Raw genomic sequence first — 19,569 nt, 5'->3', positions numbered from 1 at the left:
CCGGTTCGCTGCGCAGAGCTGTTCCCGGAGGGGCCTCGGAGTTCGAGGCCCCTCTGTCGTTGCGGGCGGGAGCTCCGGTGCGGCGGGCTAGCCCTCGGCGACGGCCTGCACGTTGGAGCGGTAGACGAAGATGCGCGCCGTGTTGGTGCGGTTGTCGGCCGGGGTGAAGAAGAAGCCCTGAGCGCCCCCGCTGAAGTCGCGCGAGAAGCCCGCCATCTGCCGGCCGTCGCTGAAGGTGACGCGGACCTTCTGGCCCTCGGCCTGCGGCTGGCGCGCGCCGGCCGGGAGCATGAAGAAGATGGCCTTCACGCGCTTGCCAGGGATGCGCTCGGGGGCGAAGCCGGTCTGCTGCTCGAGCGCGATCGTCTCGTCCAGCAAGTCCACGTCGCGGATGATGCCGCGCTTCACCTGGCCTTCGATGGTGTGGATGATGACGCGGTGCTCACCCTCCACGAAGCATGAGGCCTGTGCGGAGGTGTTGGGCGAGAGCGGCACTCCCAGGGGCTCGAAGAGCGGAATCTCCTCGTGGGCCACGGCGCTGTCGGCCTGAGCCGCGGCGCGGGGCGGCGGCGGCGGCGCCATCGCCATGGCAGGGGCCCGTGCGGGCGCGGCCGGAGGCAGGGAGGCCGCGTTCATGGCCTGCATGCCCGCAGCCGAGGGACGTGCCACGCCCGGCGCCGGCATGGCCGGGAGCGGAGTGGCGCGGGCCGCCGCAGGGGGCGGAGGAGGAGCTGCCACCCGGGGCGCAGGAGCCGGAGCGGCGCGAGCTGCTGCTGGAGCAGGCGGCGGCAGGGCAATGGCGGCGGCAGGCGGAGGCGGCGGCAGAGGAATGGCGGCGGCAGGCGCCGGGGCAGGCTCCTCGCTGAACTCGACCTCGCCGAGCTCCACCACGGGCATCTCCGCGGCCGCGGCCGGCGGAGGCGGCGGCACGTCGTCGAAGGAGACGTCGATGGGCTCGGCCTCGGTGGCCGCGACGGGCGGAGGCGGCGGAGCGTCGTCGAAAGAGACGTCGATGGGCTCGGCTTCAGTGGCCGCTACGGGCGGGGGCGGCGGAGCGTCATCGAAGGAGACGTCGATGGGCTCGGCCTCGGTGGCCGCGACGGGCGGAGGCGGCGGGGCGTGGGTGTCCGCGGCGAAGTCCGGCTCGCCGGAGAGCTCTTGCATCGGAGCGTCGAAGGCCGTCGAGTCCGCCGGGTAGGGCCGCTGTTGCACGTGACCCGTGCCCATATCATCCATGGACCTGGCGAAGGGGCTGGGCCCCTCGGGCCACTGCTCCCGAGGCGCGTACTCATCCTGCTCACCGGAGAGCTTGCTGATCTCGGTGGTCTCTCCGAACACGTCGCGCTGCGGCGGATCATTGATCCACTCGGGCTCGGGCTCGGCCCACTCGGCGCGCTCGGGCTGCTGCGGGGGAGCAGGAGGCACTTGCTCCGTCCACTCCTGGGCGGGCTCCGCCTCCTGGATGGGCTGAAGCTCCTCGGCAGGCTGAAGCTCCTGGATGGGCTGAAGCTCCTCGGCAGGCTGAAGCTCCTCGGCAGGCTGAAGCTCCTCGGCAGGCTGAAGCTCTTCGACCGGCTGCAGTTCCTGCGCGGGCGCTGGGGCCTGTGCGGCCTCTGGCTGCGGGACGGCGTCGAACTCCTGCGCGGAGTCCACGGGCAGGGCCTCCCAGCCCGGCGTCTCGGCGGCGGGGGCCTGCTCCTGCCAGCCCGTGTCCTGCGGCGTGCTGGGGGACCACTCGCCTTGAGCGGCGGGTTCGGGCTGGGCAGACCAGGGCTGATCCTGATCCGCGGGCGTGGCTTCGAGAACGGGCTGGTCGTCCTGCGCCTGTTCCGGCGCGCTCCAGGCGGGCGGCGCGCTCTCGGTGTTCTCGGGCGTGGCGTTCCACTCGGAGGACAGGGCCTGCTGGGCCGGGGCCTCGGACCAGGAGCTGTCCTGGGGAGCCTGCTCGCTCCACCCGTCCGCCGACGTGGAGGGAACAGCCTCCTGGGCCGTCAGCTCGGCGCTCCAGCCGTCCTGCGCGGGAATGGCAGCGGGCGGCGGCTCGATGGACGCCTCGGTCAGCTCGATGACGTCACTGCCCGTCTCGGGCGCGGCCTCCGAGGAGAGCTCGATGGACCGGTCCGACTGCCAGGCCGCGCTGTCCGTCATGCCGGGCACGAAGTCCGCGTTGGTCGCGAGCGGAACGGACTCCTCGGGGTTGCCCGATAGATCGACGTCCTCGACGTTGGCGGGAGCGTGGGGCGCCTGGAACTCGGGCGAAGGAGAGTCGGTGGTCTCGGTCTCCCAGGGCACAGTGAGTGCGGCGGGGGCGGCCGCCTGGGGAGAGGACTCGATGGCGTCCTCGGTGAGCTCGATGGTATCCGCCTGCAGGTCCGGCCCGACCTGCACGGAGCGCAGCTCGAGCGATGGGGGCTCGATGCTGATGGCCATGGCCGGAGCGGGAGGCTCGATCTCGGCACCGAGATCCGCCACGTCGAACGTGGGCTCTTCGGCGGCGGCAGGCGCCGAGGCCACGGAGTCCTCGGGGGCCGCCGGCTCCATCGAGAGCTCGGAAGCCTCGAAGGTGGGCACGTCAGCACTGGCGGGCTCTTGAGGTGCGGTCTCGATGGGCGCGGCTTCGAGCACAGGAGCCGCGGGCGCCTCCTCGAACATGTCCGAAGACGTGAGCGAGATCTCCGCTTCCGGAATGGCATCGGCCGCGGCGTCCATGGACGGGGGCAGAGGGACGGCCGGAGGCTCCGGCTGCACATCGTCGATCGACAGCTCCTCGACCGGCATGGCGGCGAGGGGCTCTGGCTCCGGCGGAAGCTCGAACGTCGGCTGCGGCTCCGGCTCTGGCTGAGCCTCGAAGGTCGGCTGTGGCTCGGGCTCTGGCTGAGCCTCGAACGTCGGCTGCGGCTCCGGCTCCGGTGGAAGCTCGAACGTTGGCTGCGGCTCTGGCTCGGGCTGAAGCTCGAACGTTGGCTGCGGCTCCGGCTCGGGCTGAAGCTCGAACGTTGGCTGCGGCTCTGGCTCCGGCGGAAGCTCGAATGTGGGCTGAGGCTCCGTCTGGAACGTGGCTTGAGGCTCGGGCAGGGGCGCGGCCTCTTCGACGGCGACATCGGCGAAGGAGGTCTCCAGCACCACCTCAGAGGTGGGCTGAGGCGCAGGCGCTTCGAGAGCAGCCTCTGCGGCGAACGGCGCCACGGGCTCAGGCTCGGGCTCGACTTGCTCCACCTCGCTATCGATCAGCGAGACATCATCCGAGCCCAGTTCAATGGGCTCCGCGGCCTCCACAGCCTCCACAGCCTCCACAGCCTCCACAGCCTCCACAGCCTCCTCAACGGGGGTTGCGGCCTCCTCGCTCACGGGAGTGGGCTCGGCCTCGAAGCCGCCACTGAGCGACGCGAAGGAGGGCTCGGGAGTGGGTTCCGGAACTGGCTGTGCAGATACTGCCGAGAGCTCGGGGGCTGGCTCCTCGAAGGAGGCCACCGGCTCCGGCGCCTCTTCCACCGACGTCACCTCATCGGCGGACACCTCGACGAAGTCATCCGCCTCCACCGCCTGAGGGGCCTCCGGCTCTGCCGCAGCCGGAGCGGGCTCCTCGGGAGGGCTCCAGGACGTGGGCGTGCTTAGCGCGGTGAAATCGACCTCTTCCGCACCAGCAAGGGGCGCCGCCGGCTCGGAAGCGGCCGGCTCGTAAGTGGGCTCTGCAGTGGTGGTCCAGGCTTCCTGGACCTGGGCTTGCGCCGGGTCATACGGCTGCGCGTAGTCAGCGGCGTAAGCCTGCTGCGGATCCGCCGGGTACTGGCCCTGCGTGGCGTAGCCCGGAGCGGCATAGGCCTGGGCGTCGTAGGCCTGCGGCGCCTCGGCCGGGGCTACGTAGCCCTGGTTCGGATCGTAGGCCGCGGCGTTGGGATCGTAGCCCTGCTGCGGGTAGGCGGCAGCGTAGGCCTGGTTCGGATCGTATGCCTGCTGCGGATAACCCTGCTGCGGATAGGCGGCGTAGGCCTGGTTCGGATCGTAGGCCTGCTGCGGATAACCCTGCTGCGGGTAGGCGGCGTAGGCCTGGTTCGGGTCGTAGCCCTGCTGCGGGTAGCCCTGCTGCGGATAGCCCTGCTGCGGGTAGGCAGCGGCGTAGGCCTGGTTCGGATCGTAGCCCTGCTGCGGGTAGGCAGCGGCGTAGGCCTGGTTCGGATCGTAGCCCTGCTGCGGATACGCGGGCGCGGGGTAGGGGTACCACTGGCCGTCCTGGCCGTAGTAGCCCTGCGGCTGCGGATACGGGGCCGGGGCGGCGTACCACTGGCCATCGGCGCCGTAGTAGCCCTGAGGCTGGGCCTCGGCGGGAGCGGCGTACCACTGGCCGTCGGCGCCGTAGTAGCCCTGGGGCTGCGCGTATGGCGCTGCCGCGGCTGGCTCCTGCACCGGCGCGTCCTGGACTCCCAGGAGTCCACGCAGCTCGGTCCAGCGAGCCTCCTCTGTGGGGGAAAGGCTCCCCATCTTTCGCTTCTCGTCGAGGAAGCGAAACTCTCTCATCGACGCGCGCGTGTCGGACATCCGTCCACCTGGCTACGGGTATGGCGTGGCAGGGGGAGGTTCCCGCCAGAACGCCTGAAGCGCAAATTTGAAGGCGAAGAGTGTAGGAGAGTCTCGGCAACCGGTAAACGGACCAGATTGGCTCGATCGGCCGCTACCTCTGGGAGAGGGCCGCTTTGAGGTCCTCGTCCAGCTTTGCCACGTCCATCCCGTAGTGGGCCCGGAGGGCCTGCTCGAAGGGGGTGCCCTGGCCTACCTCGCGCAGGAGGGTGAGCAGGCGAGGGGCCCCCCCGCGCCGCATCAGCTCCCGGACGGCTACCGCCGAGGTCGCATAGGCCAGGCCCGGGTCGGCCGTCTGGATGAGCATGCCCTGGGCCAGGGCGCTGAGGCTGGGGAGCCGGCCGCTTCGGGCGGCACCCCGGAGCGCGTTGCCGACGACGATGGGGGGGCCATCGCCGCCGAGGTAGCGCCACTCGATGTACTCGGCGAGGCCCTCGTTGAGCCAGGTAGGCAGCTGGTGGCTGCCGCCGCACAGCTCGTCCACGGCGGCGTGGACGTACTCGTGGACGAGGGTGGCCTGGGTCTGCTCGGTGAGCTCGGCGCCGCCGTTGATGCGGATGGCGCCGTCCGAGTACAGGCCGGCGGCGGAGCGGGCCAGCGAGGCGCCCTGGTGGGTGCGGAACTCCTCGCGGGTGTAGAGGATGACGTCCACGGGGGTTTCGCGGGCCTCGCCGAGGATGCCGAGGGTGTGCTCGTAGGCCGCTTCGAGGGCGGCGACGACGCGGCCCTCGTACTCGGCGCGCTGGCCGAAGTCGCGGTTGTTGTTGAAGTACTTCATGACGAAGCGACGGTTGGAGCGGGTGCGCATGCCGTCCTCGCCGACGCCGGACTCGTAGGTGAGGCTGGCGGGGCGGGTGTCGCCGTCATCGGGAGCCTGGGCGACGGCGGGCTTCGTCTTGCCGCGGGAGGGCCCTTCGCCGCCATTGAGGCGGCGCTCGAGCTGCTCGGCCTCGGCGCGGGCCTGGGACTGCTCGGCGGAGAGGCTGCGGGCCTTCTGGAGGAGCTTCTTGGCCTCGGCGGCCTGGGGGGAGCGGGGGGGGACCTTCTCGAGGGCGGCGATGGCGCCGGGGCCGTCCTTGTCGCCGATGAGGAGCTTGCCGAGCTCGAGGCCGAAGGCGCCCTCCTTGGGGTAGTTGGCGAGCCCCTTGCGGAGGGCCTCCTCGGCGGTGCCGCGCTGATCCGTGCTGAGGGCGGCGCGGGCGAGGCAGCGCAGGCCGCCGGGGGACTCCTCGAAGGCGACGGAGCGCTCGCCCAGGGAGTAGGCCATGACGGCGTCACCAGCGACGAGCGCCTCGCAGCCCTTGAGGAGGGGAGCGGCGATGGCCTTGCGATCGGCCTCCGAGTAGCCCTTGGGATCGGCGGCGGAGTAGGCGAGGTAGAGATCCTCCCAGGACTTGCTCTGGGCGAGCTTCTGGGCCTGTTGGGCCGAGGGCGCCGCGGCGAGGAGGAGGGAGAGGAAGAGGGGGCTCATGGGCCTCCAGTATGGCCGAGCCTCTACTGGGGGTTGAAGGGGGGCTCCCCCGGGGCCGAGCCTGACTCACGTTCCAAGGCCCGCTTGTGCTCCTCCCAGAGCTTCAAGGCCGACGCGACATGGTGGAGAGAGTGGCGCTTCAGCCTCTGGTGGTTGACCGCGAGGTAGTGCTCACCTGCGATCGAGACAAAGGTGTAGGGCTGGGTGGGGTGGTTCTTCAACCAATCCTCCGCCTCGGGGCGGGTCGCGAAGGAAGGCGTGTGAGGCGGAATCCCTCCAGCGGTCAAGGCCTCCAGCTCCGCCGCGATGGGGTAGTCGCGGTACAGGCCTCGCGTCTGGTCCTCGCGCCGATACCAGAATTGGTAATACTCATCGCCGATGAGGATGTAGGCCGGGCTGGGAGGGTCTGCGACGCCTTTCAGCCATCCTTCGGCCTCCTCAAGGCTGCGGAACTGCGCGATGGCCATGGGGGGGGCTTCCAGATGGTGGAGAAAGAAGTCCTCGGCATCACCGAGCTGTCCGGTCTCCGAGAGGAAGTGGAGGAGGGTGATGAGCAGGCGGATGGGCTGCTGAGGTTCTGCGGGTGTGTACACCCTGCGGAGCAGCAGCTCCGCCGCCCGCTGCGCGAAAGAGCCTTCTTGCAAGCCGAGGTGTGCACCGAGGTGCAGCGGCTCCCCCGGAGTGGCAGCGGCGAGGGCATCCTCGAACCGGTAGACCTGACCTGTCACACGGATGAAGTGGCAGAGCGCGCGCAGGTAGAGCCAGAGCTGCTCTTCCGCTTCCTGGCCGTTCACGTGCGCGGCTTGCCGCCCGAGCGCGATGAAGGCCTCGGCCTGGGTGAGCGCTTCAAAGGCGTTCACCGCCACGCCTCCGCGAGCCGAGCGTCGGCCGGGGGCTCCGAGGAACTTTCGGCCAGGATCAACAGCGGTATCAGCACGAGGGCCGCTCCTCCTGTACCCACAGCGACGACGGCGAAAGTCACGCCGGCAATGACCACGGCGGTGCCCACGGCGAGTTCCTCACGATGCCGCTTGATCCAGTCGATGGCCGGGTCGATCGCATCGAACCGGGCATACTGGTCCGCCCATTCACCGCGGCCCTTTTTGCACCGGATCATCTCCTCCAGGCAGTTGCTCGAGCACCACCATCCCCGGGCGTTGCGCCATGGCTGAGCTTGGGTGTCCATGTACTTGCGGCCTCCAATCACGAAGGGCTTGGGGCTGCTGAGACAGTCCTCCAGACATTGATCGTGCCGACCCTCGCAATACTCGCCCAACCCCGAAGAGGAGACCCGTACGATCTCCCGGTAAGTGTCGAGCCTGTTCGAGGTCAGGGCGTACTTCGGCAGATCGAGTTCCTTCAGTGGGATCCAGGCGGAGGCGACTTGCCCGTCCGGGCGCTGCTCGACAACGAGCGCGTACTTCGTCAGCTCCCGTGGACTCAAGGGGCCAATCTCTGCGGAGCGCGTCACGCTGCAGGAGACGAGCAAGGTGGCAAGAATCATGGCCAATGCTTGTGATGCCACCGGGGTCATGCTCATTCCATGACTTTACCCACTCCGTGGCTTTGGGGGCACGTTCCCCCAGCCAACCTGATAGGGTAGGTTCATGGCTGGAGACCTGGAGCGTCAGACCGGGTTGCTATGTCCTCCTCCCATGGAAACAGGGATGGGCGTCGAGGAACATGGGGAAGTCATGGGAAAGAAGCCGGCCACCTACGCGGATCTGGAGGCGTTGCCCGAGAACGTGATGGGGGAACTCATCAATGGGGAACTGCACGTCAGCCCCCGGCCCGCCACGCCTCATACGGTCGCGGCCTCGCGTGTGGGCGCCAAGCTTGTGGTGGCGTTCGATGAGGGCAGTCGCGGGCCGGGAGGATGGATCATCCTCTTTAAGCCCGAGCCGCACTTCGGTGAGGACGTCCTGGTATCCGAACTCGCGGGCTGGCGCCGGGAGCGCCTGTCTCGGCCCCCGCGCACCGCCGCGCTCACTCTGGCTCCGGACTGGGTGTGCGAAGTGCTCTCCCCGTCCACCTCCGCCCTGGACCGAGGACTCAAGCTTCCCCTCTACGCACGCCAGGGCGTGCGGCACGTCTGGTTGATGGACCCGGAAGCGCGCACGCTGGAGGTGTTCCGCTTGGAGGGCACGCGCTACGTGCTGCTCGTCACGCACACGGGGCTGGCCCGTGTACGTGCGGAGCCCTTCGAGGCTCTGGAGCTGGATTTGGCCTACCTCTGGGGCGAGAGGTAGGCCTCGATTTCTCCGGGGCTCAGTGGCTGAAGGGCGGGATGTTCAGGCTGAACGTGGGGCAGACCTGATTGGCGAGCTGATCCAGCACCTGGGCGCGCCGCACCGGCTCGTTGTACGTGTGGGGAATGCCCGTGAGCGGCTCGTTGACCACCAGCGGGCTGGACGTGAGCAGCGGCGAGAGTCCACCGAACTGGTTGATGTGCGTAAACGGGGTGTTCGTCTCCCGCGCGTGGCACCCATTGCAGGTGTTGAGCGACAGCCGGTAGCGCGCAGGCGTGCCGCAGCCCGCCGGAGTGATGGAGGCCGGGTTGTTCAGCTGCCAGAAGGTGGTGGAGACCGAAGGAATCTGTGGGTTGGCGCCCTTGAAGTGGGTGCTCGCGGGCCACTGCAGGGGAATGGTGAAGTTGCTGGCGGCCACGTTCGGGCAGGTCGCGGCGTTCACGTAGCTGTCCAGCACCGGCAGAGCGTTGAGCGAGTCATGCGGCGTCTGCGCCGTCGTGTGCCCCGCCAGGTTGCCCGGCGCCAGGCCCGTGAAGAACTCGGACGGGTTCGCGCCGCTGAAGTAGAGCTGGAACTCGCGCTCCTCCCAGATGGGAGACAGCCAGTTCTCGTTGCTGCGCACCTGGTTGATGGCACTCCCGTTGGGCCGCGAGGGCATGGCGTTGCGCAACACCACCTGCTGCGTGAGCGACTCCAGCAGAGAGTTGTACGCGCTGGAGCCCGGCACCTGCGAGGTGAGGCTCACCCACTTCTGACCCCAGGTGCGCGCCTGCGTGCACGTCGTCACCGGCACCTGGTACTCGAGGATGACCAGGAAGGGCACGGTGCACCGCGAGTAGCTGCGATCCACCGCCGCGAAGACGAAGCGCAGCTCGCCCACCATGCCGCCGCCATAGCCACCGCCATTGCCCCGCGAGCTGGCCAGGTCCGGCCGGTTGACGATGGCCACCAGCTTGAACGGCGAGCGCGTCAAATCCAGCTGGCCGTTGCTCAGCTTGGGCCACAGGTTGAGCAGCATCGGGTTGATGTTCGGCCGAGCCGGCACCGTCCAGCCATTGACGGGGTAGTTGTACGACCACTGCTGGAGCCACTTGAGGACGAACGCCGAGGGAGCGATGCCGGTGAGCGGCTGGTTGGCCATCTCCGTCATCAGGTGGTTGAACGTCCACTTGCCCGCGGGGTTGCCCGCGCCGGTGCACGGATTGTAGGTCCGCGTCGGATCATTGATGACGGCCGGGTCGGTGATGATGAGGGAGCGCGCCGGGTTGATGGCCGCGGCCACGCCCTGCGCCCTGAGCGGAATGGCGGCGGCCGCGGTCGGGGAGAACGCGCCCAGAGGCTGGGGCTCCAGCCGCTCCTCGCCCACCACCTCGCGATCATCAAACTTGGTGTAGGTGAGCGGGCCATACTGCTGGGTCAGCGCGGCGATGCGCTCCTGGGTGCTGCGGTGCAGATCGAAGTTGATCACACCCTGGCCGGAGAAGATGCCGTCCCCCGCCTTCTCATCGCCCCCGGTGCCGGTGTCGCTCAGCGTGAAGGGCTTGTCGTCGTCACCGGTGAGCGACAGCGTGGTGGCGGACTCGCCCGGCGCCAGCGTGGCGCGCACCAGGCTGGGGGTGGCGCTGCCCAGCGCAGCCAGAGGCACGGCCTCCAGGCTGGCCAGCTTGGGCGGGCGCGCGGAGGACTCGGCGTTCTGAGACACCTGCTCCACCGCGGACGGGGCCTCGGGTTGCGCGGACTCCGTGCCGCAACCGGCCAGCAGGCACAGCGTGGACAAGACCGAGCCTGCTCTGAGGGCGATTCTCCGATGAGACCGCTTCATGGGGCGCTCCGCTGATGTTTGGGGGAGCGCTCTTTTTAACACAAACAGAGTGGCAAAATATCACAAATAGTGAAATCCAGAGGTCTCGGGAATGGTGTTGTGGATGCCGGCGCCGCAGCCGGAACGTGAGCGGTTGCAGGCCGCCCGCCTGGAGGGAGAGCGGCATCCATCCTGCCTCGAGGCGGCGCACTAGGTTTTCCGGAGGTGCGCCGCGAGCGGGAGCCTCGTGGGAGGCCGAGCATCCTGCGTGACAGGGGAAGGAGCAGGCACGAGATGGAGGCACAGGGCTCCGGGTCGCAGCAGGCGCGCGGTGGGTGGCGGTTCCTGCTCCGGGCGCTGGGACATCGCAACTACCGGCTCTTCTTCGCCGGGCAGAGCGTGTCGCTGATTGGCACGTGGCTCACGCGCGTGGCGACGAGCTGGCTGGTGTACCGCCTCTCCGGCTCGGCGCTGATGCTGGGCATTATCGGGTTCTGCGGGCAGCTGCCGACGTTCCTCCTCGGCCCCATCGCAGGGGTGTGGGTGGACCGCTGGAACCGGCACCGCTTGCTGGTCGTCACCCAGGTGCTCGCGATGCTCCAGTCGTTCGCGCTGGCCGTGCTCGCCCTCACGGGCCACATCACCGTCTTTCACGTCGCCTGGCTCAGCGTCGTCCAGGGGCTCATCAACGCCTTCGACATGCCGGCTCGGCAGTCCTTCGTGGTGGAGATGATCGAGGACCGTGCGGACCTGCCGAACGCCATCGCGCTCAACTCGTCTATGTTCAACGGCGCGCGGCTGCTGGGGCCCTCGGTGGCGGGCGCCCTCATCGCGTGGGTGGGGGAGGGCGGCTGCTTCCTCATCGACGGCTTCAGCTACCTGGCGGTGATTGCCTCCCTGCTCGCCATGAGGCTCACGGTGCGCCCCCGCGCGCAGCGCTCCCAGCATGTGCTCACCGAGCTGAAGGAGGGCTTCAACTACGCCTTCCGTTTCGCGCCGATCCGCGCGGTGCTGGGGCTGCTGGCGCTGGTCAGCCTGATGGGCATGCCCTTCACGGTGCTGATGCCGGTGATGGCCTCGCAGGTGCTGCACGGCGGCCCCCACACCCTGGGCTTCCTGATGGCGGCCTCGGGGCTGGGAGCGCTCGGGGGCGCGGTGTTCCTGGCGTCGCGGCGGACGGTGCGAGGGTTCGGCACCGTCATCGTCTCCACGGCGGCGACGTTCGGTCTGGGGCTCGTGGCGTTCGCCCTCTCCCGCAACGTGCCGCTGTCGCTCGTGACGATGGCGCTCTGCGGCTTCGGGATGATGGTGACGATGGCGGCCAGCAACACCGTGCTGCAGACCATCGTCGAGGAGCGCATGCGCGGACGGCTGATGAGCTTCTACGCGATGGCATTCATGGGCACCGCGCCCTTCGGGAGCTTGCTCGCCGGAGCGATGGCGGCTCGTGTCGGCGCCCCGGCGACCATCGCCATCGGCGGGGTGGCGTGCTTGTTGGGCGCGGTGTGGGTCCGCCTGAAGCTGCCCAGGCTGCGAGAGCAGGTGCGGCCCATCTACCAGCGGCTCGGAATCATTCCGGAAGTGGCCTCGGGGATGCAGTCCACGACCCGCAGTGTGGGCTCCACGGAGAGTTGACGTAGAGCGCAAGCACGCTGAGTCGCAGCTGCACGGATTATCCACTGTCCACGATCCAACGTTCCTCCCTCGTACAAATAAACAGGGACACAACACGACCTTGCGGAAAAACCGCATGGGGGAGGAGGGACACGTGCAGCAGTCAAAAGTCTTGGCAGTGACGCTTCTTTTGTCGATGGCAGCCCCGCAGATGAGCGCGGCGGCACAGACGAAGAGCGCTTCTCAGCAGGAAAAAGAGCGCGAGGAGGAGCGCAAGCGCGAGGAGGAGCGCAAGCGCGAGGAGGAGCGCCAGGCCGAGGAGCTGAAGAAGCAGGCCCAGGCGGAGATGGAGAAGCGCATGCAGGCCGAGCGCGAGGCCGCCGAGAAGCAGGCCCAGGCCGCACTGCAGGAGGAGAAGAAGCCCTCGGGCCCCGAGCCCGAGCTCAACCTGCCCATCCGCTACTACGTCTACACCGCGTTGCTGAGCGGACTGGGGTACGCCACGGGCTTCCTCTCGGCCAAGCCCGAGAAGGATCTGCGCGACCCCGCCAAGCACCCCACCTCGGACAAGACGAAGTCCATCTACCGCCGGGCGTACTACGGCGGGCTTGTCTCCCGGGGCTTCTACGGCCTGTCGGGGACGATGGGCGCCTACGCGGCGTACAAGACCCAGAGCTCCGTGCGCCAGTACCTCGCCGCCAAGGCGCGGATGGCCTCGCTGCAGCAGGCCGCGGATCAGCGGCTGGCCGAGGCCACGAGCCCCTCGGAGAAGAAGGCCGCCGAGGTGACCAACGCCCTGCTCGTGCCGCCGGGCGAGCTGAGCACGGAGATTCAGGGGGTGCTCCCCGAGCCTCCGCCGGTGCAGGCGGGCGTCTTCGTGAGTCCTTCGGGCGATGCGTCGCTCTCCCTTTCCGTGCGGTTCTAACCCTCGCTTCGAGCTACCCCATGACTCTGCGCACTGTTCTTGGCCTCGGCGCCGCCGTGGCCTCACTGACCCTGGCTGCTTGCAGCCCTCCACCCATCCGTTGCGAGACGGACGACAACTGCCTCGAGGACCAGAAGTGTGACGTCCGTCAGGGGCTGTGCGTCGACGAGGGCGAGTACATCGAGGACCTCGGCGGCACGGCGGGCACCGGGACTGGCGACAGCCGGACGGGCTCCAGCGCGGGCTCCTGCTCCACCGTCCAGGGCTCGTGAGTGGCATTCACCCTTTGTGTTTGAGGAAACGCCGATGAAACGTCTTCTGTTGCTTGCCCCGCTGGGGCTCGTGGCCTGCGGAGGCCACTCCACCGAGACGCTGACCTACGACGGTCACGAGCTCGAGCCGAAGTCCATCCTCTTCGCACGCGTGCCGGATCCGGCGGGCGAGTACACCATCGCCCTGATCAGCGACCGAGGCGACGCCTGCAAGCAGTTCGACGGGCTGGGGTGTCTGGCGCAGCCGCAGCTGGGGACCTCGCTGTTGTTCCGCGCCGCCTCCTTCGACAAGGGGACGCGGACGCTGCCGGGAGATCTGTCCGCGCGCTGGCTCGACTTCCAGGGCGTGAAGACCCTGCGAGGCGACGCCACCGCCGGAACGCTCGAGGTGGATCAGTCCACCGAGGACAAGGAGTTTGGCGGCATCTTCAACCTGACGCTCCCGCTGGGGCAGGTGCAGGGTGAGTTCACCGCCGAGTTCTGCAAGCCGATGCGCGACTACTACCTGGGCTGTCCCAACTCCCAGTAGCCGATACCCAAGGAAGGAAAATCCATGCGTCTGAAGAAGCTGTTCTTCCTGGCGGCCCTCGTGAGTGGGTTTGCCCTGACTGGCTGCGGCCTGGTGTCGTCCGACGAGCTCAAGAGCTGCACCGTGGACGAGTTCTGCGACGATGACTCTGTCTGCCACCCGCTGGCCAAGGTGTGCGTGAAGGCCTGTGAGTCCCCCACGGACTGCCCCACGACGGCCAAGTCCTGCACGGGCGTGAGCGGCGCCCGGATGTTCTGCCAGTGCCAGTCCACGGACCTGTGCGATGGCGGCGACGACGTCATCTGCACGGACGAGGAGAAGATCTGCGCGCCCAAGTGCACCAGTGACGTGGACTGCAGCCTGGGGCGCCACTGCGACAAGGCCACCGGCAACTGCCGGGCCACCAACTGAGCCAACCTCTGACCCGCACCGGGCCTGTCAGGTCTCCTCGGAGACCTGCCAGCCCTGGCGGGCCAGCGCGTCCATCAGCTCTTGGATGTGGGGGCGGCCCGTGGTCTCCAGCGTCACCTCCACCATCACCTCGCCCAGCCCCGCCTTCTTCGAGAAGGCGCGGTTGTGGTGAATCTCCACCACGTTGGCGCGCTGCTCGGCGATCTGTGTCGTCAGCCGCGCCAGCATGCCCGGCCGGTCCGGCATGCTCACCTCCAGCCGCACCAGGCGCCCGGCCTTCACCAGGCCGCGCTCGATGATGCGGCTGATGACGTTCATGTCGATGTTGCCGCCGCCCAGCAGGATGACGACCTTCTTGTCGTTGGCCTTGGGGATGTGGTTGTTGATGAGCGCGGCCACGCCCACGGCACCGGCGCCCTCCACCACGCTCTTCTCCTGCTCCAGCATGACGAGGATGGCGTTGGCGATCTCCTCCTCGTCCACCGTCACCACCTCGTCCACGTACTTGCGCACCATGGCGTAGGTGAGCTCGCCGGGCCGCCGCACTGCAATTCCGTCCGCGATGGTGGCCCCCGCGGGCAGCTCCACCACGCAGCCCGCCTCCAGCGACGCCTTCATGCTGGCCAGCGCCGCCGTCTGCACGCCCACCACCTGGATGCGTGGGTTGGTCTCCTTGAGCGCGCAGGCGATGCCCGAGATGAGCCCGCCGCCGCCAATGGGCACCACCACCATGTCCACGAAGGGCGTCTGCTCCATCAGCTCCAGCCCGATGGTGCCCTGCCCGGCGATGACGTGCGGATCATTGAACGGGTGCACGAAGACCAGGTTCTGCTCCTGCTGCAGGCGCACGGCCTCCGCGTAGGCCTCGTCGAAGTTGGTGCCCTTGAGCACCACGCGCGCGCCGTACTCGTCCCGCGTGCGCGACACCTTGATGAGCGGGGTGCGCTCCGGCATGACGATGGTGGCCTTCACGCCCAGCTTGCGCGCGTGGTAGGCGAGCCCCTGGGCGTGGTTGCCGGCCGAGGCGGCGATGACACCCCGCGCCTTCTCGTCGGAGCTCAATGTGAGCAGCTTGTTGAGCGCACCGCGCTCCTTGAAGGCACCGGTGCGCTGCAGGTTCTCCATCTTGAACCACACGGACGCGCAGCCCGTCCGCTCCGTGAAGTAGTCCGAAGCAGGGCAAGGCGTGGGACGGATGGCGCCGCGGATGCGCTCCCGCGCGGCGAGGATGTCCTGGAGGTTCACCATGGCGCGCCCCATAGCGGATGTGGGGCGGATGAGGAAGGGGGGAGGGGACGAAGCCTCAGGTCCCCAACTCTCCACTCAGATGCCGCGCATCACCGTGGCCTTGCCCACCCGGCCGATGGCCAGGATGAAGGCCGCGGTGCGCAGCGGCACCTTGCGCGAGCGGGCAATCTGCGTCACCCGCTCGTAGGACTCCTTGATGGTGCGCTCCAGCTCCGCGTTGACGCGCTCCTCCTCCCACGCCAGGTGCTGGAGGTTCTGCACCCACTCGAAGTAGCTGACGGTGACGCCCCCCGCGCTGGCGAGGATGTCCGGCACCACGAGGATGCCCCGCTTCTCCAGCAGCTCGTCTCCCTCGGGAGTGGTGGGGCCATTGGCGCCCTCGATGATGAGCCGCGCGCGCAGCGTGCCCGCGTTCTCCTTGGTGATGACATGGCCGAGCGCCGCGGGGATGAGCACATCGCAGTCCGCCGTCAGCACATCCTCATTGGTGCAGGGCTGGCCGCCGGCGTAGCCCGTGACGGTGCCGGTGCGCTGCACGTGCTCGAAGAGGCTGGGGATGTCCAGGCCCTGCGGGTTGCGCACCCCGCCGAGCACGTCCGACACCGCCACCACCGTGGCCCCATCCTCCCAGAGCAGCCGGGCGATGTGGCTGCCCACGTTGCCGAAGCCCTGGATCGCGAAGCGCGAGCCCTTCATGGGCAGGTGCACGTCCCGCAGAATCTCGCGGCAGATGTAGAGCAGCCCGCGTCCGGTGGCTGCCTCGCGGCCCTTGGAGCCGTACAAGTCCAGCGGCTTGCCCGTCACTACCGCGGGCGAGTGCCCGTGGTAGCGCGAGTACTGGTCCATGATCCACGCCATCACCTGGGGGTTGGTGTTGACGTCCGGCGCGAGGATGTCCTGGGTGGGACCGATCATGTCCTGCACCTGGTCCACGTACTTGCGCGTCAGGCGCTCCAGCTCCTTGAGGCTGAGCTGGCTGGGGTCGCACATGATGCCGCCCTTGGCGCCGCCATAGGGCAGGTTGGCCACCGCCGTCTTCCACGTCATCAGCGAGGCCAGCGAGGCGCACTCGGCGTGGTCCAGCTTGGGGTGGTAGCGCAGGCCTCCCTTCATGGGGCCCCGGCTGTTGTCGTGCTGAACCCGGTAGCCCGTGAAAGTGCGGATCTCCCCGGAGTCCATCTCGATGGAGACCTGCACCGTGAGCTCGCGCAGCGGTGTGGCCAGCAGCGCCTGGATGGGAGTGCCCACATCCATGATGCGCGCGGCCTTGTGGAAATAGTAGTTGGTCTCCTCAACGGCGTTCATGCGCGCGACCTTAACAGAAGGGGTGCGCTACCATAGGAAACGGATGCGACCCGGCCCGCCGCATACCCCCGACATTCATGTTCACCTCCAAGGACTGGCGCGGCGGATCCGCGCGCTGCGCGAGCGCCGGGGGTTAACGCAGGAGGACTTCGCCGCCCGGTGCGGCATCTCCGTGAGCTTTGCCTCGCTGCTGGAGCGGGGCGAACGCAGCCCCAGCTACGAGACGCTGCTCCAGGTGGCCGCGGCGCTCGGGCTGCCGCCCTCCGAGCTGTTTCGTCTCGAAGAGGACGATGACACCGGCGCGGACCGGCTGGTGCACCTCATCCGGCAGCGCCAGCTCACGCGCGAGGACGTGGACCGGCTGCTGACGGTGGCGGAGCTGATGTTTGCCGAGGCGGGCCCTCGGAAGGACCGGGAGGAGAAAGCGCCGGAGCCTGCCCGCTGTGCCGAGCCCGGCTGTGGGCGGGCGGTGCTGGCCCGAGGCCTCTGCGTGGCCCACTACCACCGGGCCCGCCGGGCCAAGGGCTCCACTCCGTAGAAGCCGATGTGGGTGCTGCAGGCAACCCTGAGGTCCAACGGGTTAGACCTGAGGATTGCCACCTGCCGTCGGAGCTAACCCGTTAGCTCCGGGCGCTGCCACCGATCGCCGGAGCTAACTGGTTAGCTCCAGGCGCTGCCACCGATCGCCGGAGCTAACGGGTTAGCTCCGGGCGTTGCTACCGGCGCTTGGCGCGCTCGATCTTCAGCGTCTTCTCGCCGTGCTGCTTGCCGTTGAGCGTCTCGAAGGCGGCGGCGTCCTCATCGGTCACGAAGATGTAGGCATAGGTAGGCCGCAGATCGATCCGGGCGACCTTGCCGGCAGGGGCACCCATGCCCTCGAGGGCAGAGGTGAGCCCCGCGTCATCGAGCCCGTCCGACTTGCCCAGGCCCACCCACATGCGGGTCTGGCCCGGCACCTCGGGCTGCTCCTCGCGGCGCTCGCGGCGGCGGTCATCGCGGGTGCCGCGGGGCCGGTGGCGCTCGAGCTTCAGGGCCTTCTCGCCGTGCGGCTTGCCGTTGAGTGTCTCGAAGGCCGGAGCCTCGGCCTCGGCCACGTAGGCGTAGCCGTAGGTGGGGCGCAGCAGGGCCTTGAGCACCTTGCCCTGGGGCGCACCCAGCGCCTCCAGCGTGGAGATGAACTTGCCCTCATCCAGGCCGTCATCCATGCCCAGGTTCACCCAGAGCTTCACCTCGCCGGGAGCGGCGTCGGGCGATGGCGCGGGGCGGGGACGGTCCTCGGTGCGCTCGCTGCGCGGCTTGCTCTTCTCGACGCGCAACGTCTTGGTGCCGTGCTGCTTGCCGTTGAGCGTCTCGAAGGCCGCCACATCCTCCTCGATGACGAAGACGTAGCCGAAGGTGGGGCGCAGCTCCGCGCGCAGCACCTTGCCCACGGGGGCACCGGCATCCTCCAGCGCGGTGGCCACGCTGCCAGGCCCCAGGCCGTCCGCGGTGCCCAGGTTCACCCACAGCTTGGCCTCACCCGGGCCCGCCTCCATGGCCGGAGCCGCGGGGGCACGCCGAGGCTCATCCCGGCGGGGCGGCCGAGGCTGGCGCTCGCCGTGCTCGGTGCGCGGGGGACGCTCCCGCTCGCGCTCGCGCTCCCGGCGCTCACCCCGCTCGGGGCGCTCACTCCGCTCACCGCGCTCCTTGCGGCCCTCGCGGCCTTCCCGGCTCTCGCGGCGGCCCTCGAATTTGCGCTCGGGGGCGGCGGCGGCGGGCTTCTCGGTCTCCTGAGCGGCCTGGGCCTTCTCCATGCGCAGGTGGCTGAAGAAGTACTTGAGCAGGAAGGCGATCAGGTCATCGGAGTCCGAGCGCTGCTTGAGCTGGGTGGCCAGGGGCAGGAAGCCCTCGAACACGGTGCCCGAGGCCCCATCGCGGATCTCCCGCAGGTGGCGCTCGGTCCACAGGTGCATGGCCTCCTCGGGGGCCGGCATCTCCCGCTTCTCGAACTTGATGCCGTACTTCTTCTCCAGGGTGGTGTACGTGGCCAGCTCGCGGCCGGAGAAGAGGTTGATGGCGGTGCCCTTGTTGCCGATGCGGCCGGTGCGGCCCACCCGGTGCAGGTACACGGCCGGGTCCTCGGGCAGCGAGTAGTTGATGACGTACTCCAGCCCGGAGATGTCGATGCCGCGCGCCGCGATGTCCGTGGCGACCATGAAGGCCACCTCGCCGCGCTTCACCTTGGCCATCACCCGCTCGCGCTCCTTCTGCGGCAGGTCCCCGTTGAGCAGCTCCGCGTCGAAGCCGTTGCGGTTGAGCACCGCCGTCACCAGCGCCGTGTCATCCCGCGTGTTGCAGAAGATGATGGCGTTGGACGGCTCCTCCTTCTCCAGCACGTAGATGAGGTTGCGCGGCTTGGGGAAGGCGTCCGACACGTCGTAGCGGATGTGGTGGATGTGCTCCACCGTGAAGACGTCGCCGGACAGCAGCAGCGTCTCCGCGTTCGTCGTGTACCGGGCAATCAGGTTCTGGATGTCCGTGGGCACCGTGGCGCTGAACAGCAGCACCTGCCGGTTCTTCGGGAGCCTGTCGAGGATGCGCGTGACTTCCTCGTAGAAGCCCTGGTTGAGCATCTCGTCGGCCTCATCCAGCACCGCGTGGTCGCAGCCCTCGAGCTTCAGGTTACCGCGGTTGATGTGGTCGAACACGCGGCCGGGGGTGCCGACGATGATGGGAGTGCCCTCCTCCAGGGCATCCTCCTGCTGCTTCATGGAGGCGCCACCATAGATGGCCGCCACCTTGATGCCCTTGTACTTGCCCAGGGCACGCAGCTCCTCGGCCACCTGGAGCGCCAGCTCGCGGGTGGGGCAGAGGATGAGGGCGCGGACCCTCTTGTCGTCCGGGGAGATCTTCTCCAGCAAGGGCAGGCCGAAGGCGGCCGTCTTACCGGTGCCCGTCTTGCTGCGGACAATCAGGTCCCGGCCCTCCATGGCCGGCTGAAAGGCCTTGGCCTGGACGGGGGTGGGGTTGGTGTAGCCGCGCTCGGTAATGGCCTTCCGGATGGGCTCCGAGAGGTTCATGTCCTCGAAGCGGATGTCCGCGACGTACTCAGCGGGACGGGTCGGCGCTTGGGACTCGGGAGTGCCCGAAGCAGGGGTCGGGTCTTGGGGAGTGTCGCTCATCAGGCAGC

The 19,569-nt window shown here is 68.8% G+C and carries 15 protein-coding genes; 7 read left to right on the top strand and 8 right to left on the bottom strand.

The window, feature by feature from the left end; translation table 11 throughout:
• Window positions 1–87 precede the first annotated feature (87 nt).
• The 4 genes from DB31_RS35930 to DB31_RS50945 all read right to left on the bottom strand — a co-directional run bounded on the left by DB31_RS35930 (window position 88) and on the right by DB31_RS50945 (window position 7,586).
• Window positions 88–4,536 (bottom strand): DUF6982 domain-containing protein, encoded by a 4,449-nt coding sequence (locus tag DB31_RS35930; RefSeq protein ID WP_044196598.1) that lies wholly within the window; start codon window positions 4,534–4,536, stop codon window positions 88–90.
• 133 nt (window positions 4,537–4,669) lie between these two features.
• Window positions 4,670–6,046, bottom strand: a complete 1,377-nt coding sequence (locus DB31_RS35925) for a peptidase MA family metallohydrolase (RefSeq protein ID WP_044196596.1) — start codon at window positions 6,044–6,046, stop codon at window positions 4,670–4,672.
• A 23-nt stretch (window positions 6,047–6,069) separates the two neighbouring features.
• Window positions 6,070–6,906, bottom strand: a complete 837-nt coding sequence (locus DB31_RS50950; RefSeq protein WP_240487053.1) for a hypothetical protein — start codon at window positions 6,904–6,906, stop codon at window positions 6,070–6,072.
• On the bottom strand, window positions 6,903–7,586 hold the full coding sequence (locus DB31_RS50945) for a hypothetical protein (RefSeq protein ID WP_240487051.1): 684 nt from the start codon (window positions 7,584–7,586) through the stop codon (window positions 6,903–6,905). Before DB31_RS50945 ends, DB31_RS50950 begins: the two co-directional genes overlap by 4 nt.
• 154 nt (window positions 7,587–7,740) lie before the next feature.
• On the opposite strand from DB31_RS50945, the gene DB31_RS35910 reads away from it, so the two are divergent.
• Window positions 7,741–8,295, top strand: coding sequence for a Uma2 family endonuclease (locus DB31_RS35910; protein ID WP_083969112.1), 555 nt, complete (start codon window positions 7,741–7,743; stop codon window positions 8,293–8,295).
• A 19-nt stretch (window positions 8,296–8,314) separates the two neighbouring features.
• Here DB31_RS35910 and DB31_RS35905 read toward each other — a convergent pair whose 3' ends face one another.
• Window positions 8,315–10,117 (bottom strand): hypothetical protein, encoded by a 1,803-nt coding sequence (locus tag DB31_RS35905; protein WP_044196592.1) that lies wholly within the window; start codon window positions 10,115–10,117, stop codon window positions 8,315–8,317.
• A 273-nt stretch (window positions 10,118–10,390) separates the two neighbouring features.
• Between DB31_RS35905 and DB31_RS35900 the strand changes: the two genes are divergently transcribed.
• The 5 genes from DB31_RS35900 (at window position 10,391) to DB31_RS35880 (ending at window position 13,847) form a co-directional block, all read left to right on the top strand.
• Complete coding sequence (locus DB31_RS35900) at window positions 10,391–11,731, top strand: MFS transporter (protein WP_044196591.1); 1,341 nt, start codon at window positions 10,391–10,393, stop codon at window positions 11,729–11,731.
• Between the two features lie 133 nt (window positions 11,732–11,864).
• Entirely contained in the window at window positions 11,865–12,635 is a 771-nt protein-coding gene (locus DB31_RS45555) for a hypothetical protein (protein WP_157232338.1), read from the top strand.
• A gap of 20 nt (window positions 12,636–12,655) precedes the next feature.
• On the top strand, window positions 12,656–12,907 hold the full coding sequence (locus DB31_RS35890; RefSeq protein WP_044196589.1) for a hypothetical protein: 252 nt from the start codon (window positions 12,656–12,658) through the stop codon (window positions 12,905–12,907).
• Window positions 12,908–12,941: 34 nt separating this feature from the next.
• Window positions 12,942–13,436, top strand: coding sequence for a hypothetical protein (locus tag DB31_RS35885; RefSeq protein WP_157232337.1), 495 nt, complete (start codon window positions 12,942–12,944; stop codon window positions 13,434–13,436).
• A gap of 24 nt (window positions 13,437–13,460) precedes the next feature.
• Window positions 13,461–13,847: a hypothetical protein gene (locus DB31_RS35880; RefSeq protein ID WP_044196586.1), complete on the top strand. Its 387-nt coding sequence runs from the start codon at window positions 13,461–13,463 to the stop codon at window positions 13,845–13,847.
• A gap of 27 nt (window positions 13,848–13,874) precedes the next feature.
• Here the strand turns inward: DB31_RS35880 and DB31_RS35875 are convergent, their stop codons facing one another.
• Together DB31_RS35875 and DB31_RS35870 are read right to left on the bottom strand one after the other, a co-directional pair.
• Window positions 13,875–15,095 (bottom strand): threonine ammonia-lyase, encoded by a 1,221-nt coding sequence (locus tag DB31_RS35875; protein ID WP_044196584.1) that lies wholly within the window; start codon window positions 15,093–15,095, stop codon window positions 13,875–13,877.
• A gap of 75 nt (window positions 15,096–15,170) precedes the next feature.
• A complete protein-coding gene (locus DB31_RS35870; protein ID WP_044196583.1) occupies window positions 15,171–16,400 on the bottom strand; it encodes a Glu/Leu/Phe/Val family dehydrogenase in 1,230 nt (409 codons plus the stop codon).
• A 43-nt stretch (window positions 16,401–16,443) separates the two neighbouring features.
• Here DB31_RS35870 and DB31_RS35865 point away from each other — a divergent pair, with 43 nt between their 5' ends.
• Window positions 16,444–16,938 (top strand): helix-turn-helix domain-containing protein, encoded by a 495-nt coding sequence (locus DB31_RS35865; protein WP_044196581.1) that lies wholly within the window; start codon window positions 16,444–16,446, stop codon window positions 16,936–16,938.
• Between the two features lie 178 nt (window positions 16,939–17,116).
• Here the strand turns inward: DB31_RS35865 and DB31_RS35860 are convergent, their stop codons facing one another.
• Window positions 17,117–19,561, bottom strand: coding sequence for a DEAD/DEAH box helicase (locus tag DB31_RS35860; protein ID WP_044196578.1), 2,445 nt, complete (start codon window positions 19,559–19,561; stop codon window positions 17,117–17,119).
• Between the last annotated feature and the right edge of the window lie 8 nt (window positions 19,562–19,569).

Origin of the sequence: Hyalangium minutum (assembly GCF_000737315.1) — a bacterium.
Taxonomy (GTDB): domain Bacteria; phylum Myxococcota; class Myxococcia; order Myxococcales; family Myxococcaceae; genus Hyalangium; species Hyalangium minutum.
The sequence above is the reverse complement of the archived record's forward strand: the minus strand, read 5'-3'. Positions and strand labels throughout refer to the sequence as shown.

What these genes read in the sequence shown, in the direction of transcription:
- DB31_RS35930 (WP_044196598.1), bottom strand. Translation starts at nt 4,536, where the DNA reads ATGTCCGACACGCGCGCGTCGATGAGAGAGTTTCGCTTCCTCGACGAG.
- DB31_RS35925 (WP_044196596.1), bottom strand. Translation starts at nt 6,046, where the DNA reads ATGAGCCCCCTCTTCCTCTCCCTCCTCCTCGCCGCGGCGCCCTCGGCC.
- DB31_RS50945 (WP_240487051.1), bottom strand. Translation starts at nt 7,586, where the DNA reads ATGAGCATGACCCCGGTGGCATCACAAGCATTGGCCATGATTCTTGCC.
- DB31_RS35910 (WP_083969112.1), top strand. Translation starts at nt 7,741, where the DNA reads ATGGGAAAGAAGCCGGCCACCTACGCGGATCTGGAGGCGTTGCCCGAG.
- DB31_RS35905 (WP_044196592.1), bottom strand. Translation starts at nt 10,117, where the DNA reads ATGAAGCGGTCTCATCGGAGAATCGCCCTCAGAGCAGGCTCGGTCTTG.
- DB31_RS35900 (WP_044196591.1), top strand. Translation starts at nt 10,391, where the DNA reads ATGGAGGCACAGGGCTCCGGGTCGCAGCAGGCGCGCGGTGGGTGGCGG.
- DB31_RS35890 (WP_044196589.1), top strand. Translation starts at nt 12,656, where the DNA reads ATGACTCTGCGCACTGTTCTTGGCCTCGGCGCCGCCGTGGCCTCACTG.
- DB31_RS35885 (WP_157232337.1), top strand. Translation starts at nt 12,942, where the DNA reads ATGAAACGTCTTCTGTTGCTTGCCCCGCTGGGGCTCGTGGCCTGCGGA.
- DB31_RS35880 (WP_044196586.1), top strand. Translation starts at nt 13,461, where the DNA reads ATGCGTCTGAAGAAGCTGTTCTTCCTGGCGGCCCTCGTGAGTGGGTTT.
- DB31_RS35875 (WP_044196584.1), bottom strand. Translation starts at nt 15,095, where the DNA reads ATGGTGAACCTCCAGGACATCCTCGCCGCGCGGGAGCGCATCCGCGGC.
- DB31_RS35870 (WP_044196583.1), bottom strand. Translation starts at nt 16,400, where the DNA reads ATGAACGCCGTTGAGGAGACCAACTACTATTTCCACAAGGCCGCGCGC.
- DB31_RS35865 (WP_044196581.1), top strand. Translation starts at nt 16,444, where the DNA reads ATGCGACCCGGCCCGCCGCATACCCCCGACATTCATGTTCACCTCCAA.
- DB31_RS35860 (WP_044196578.1), bottom strand. Translation starts at nt 19,561, where the DNA reads ATGAGCGACACTCCCCAAGACCCGACCCCTGCTTCGGGCACTCCCGAG.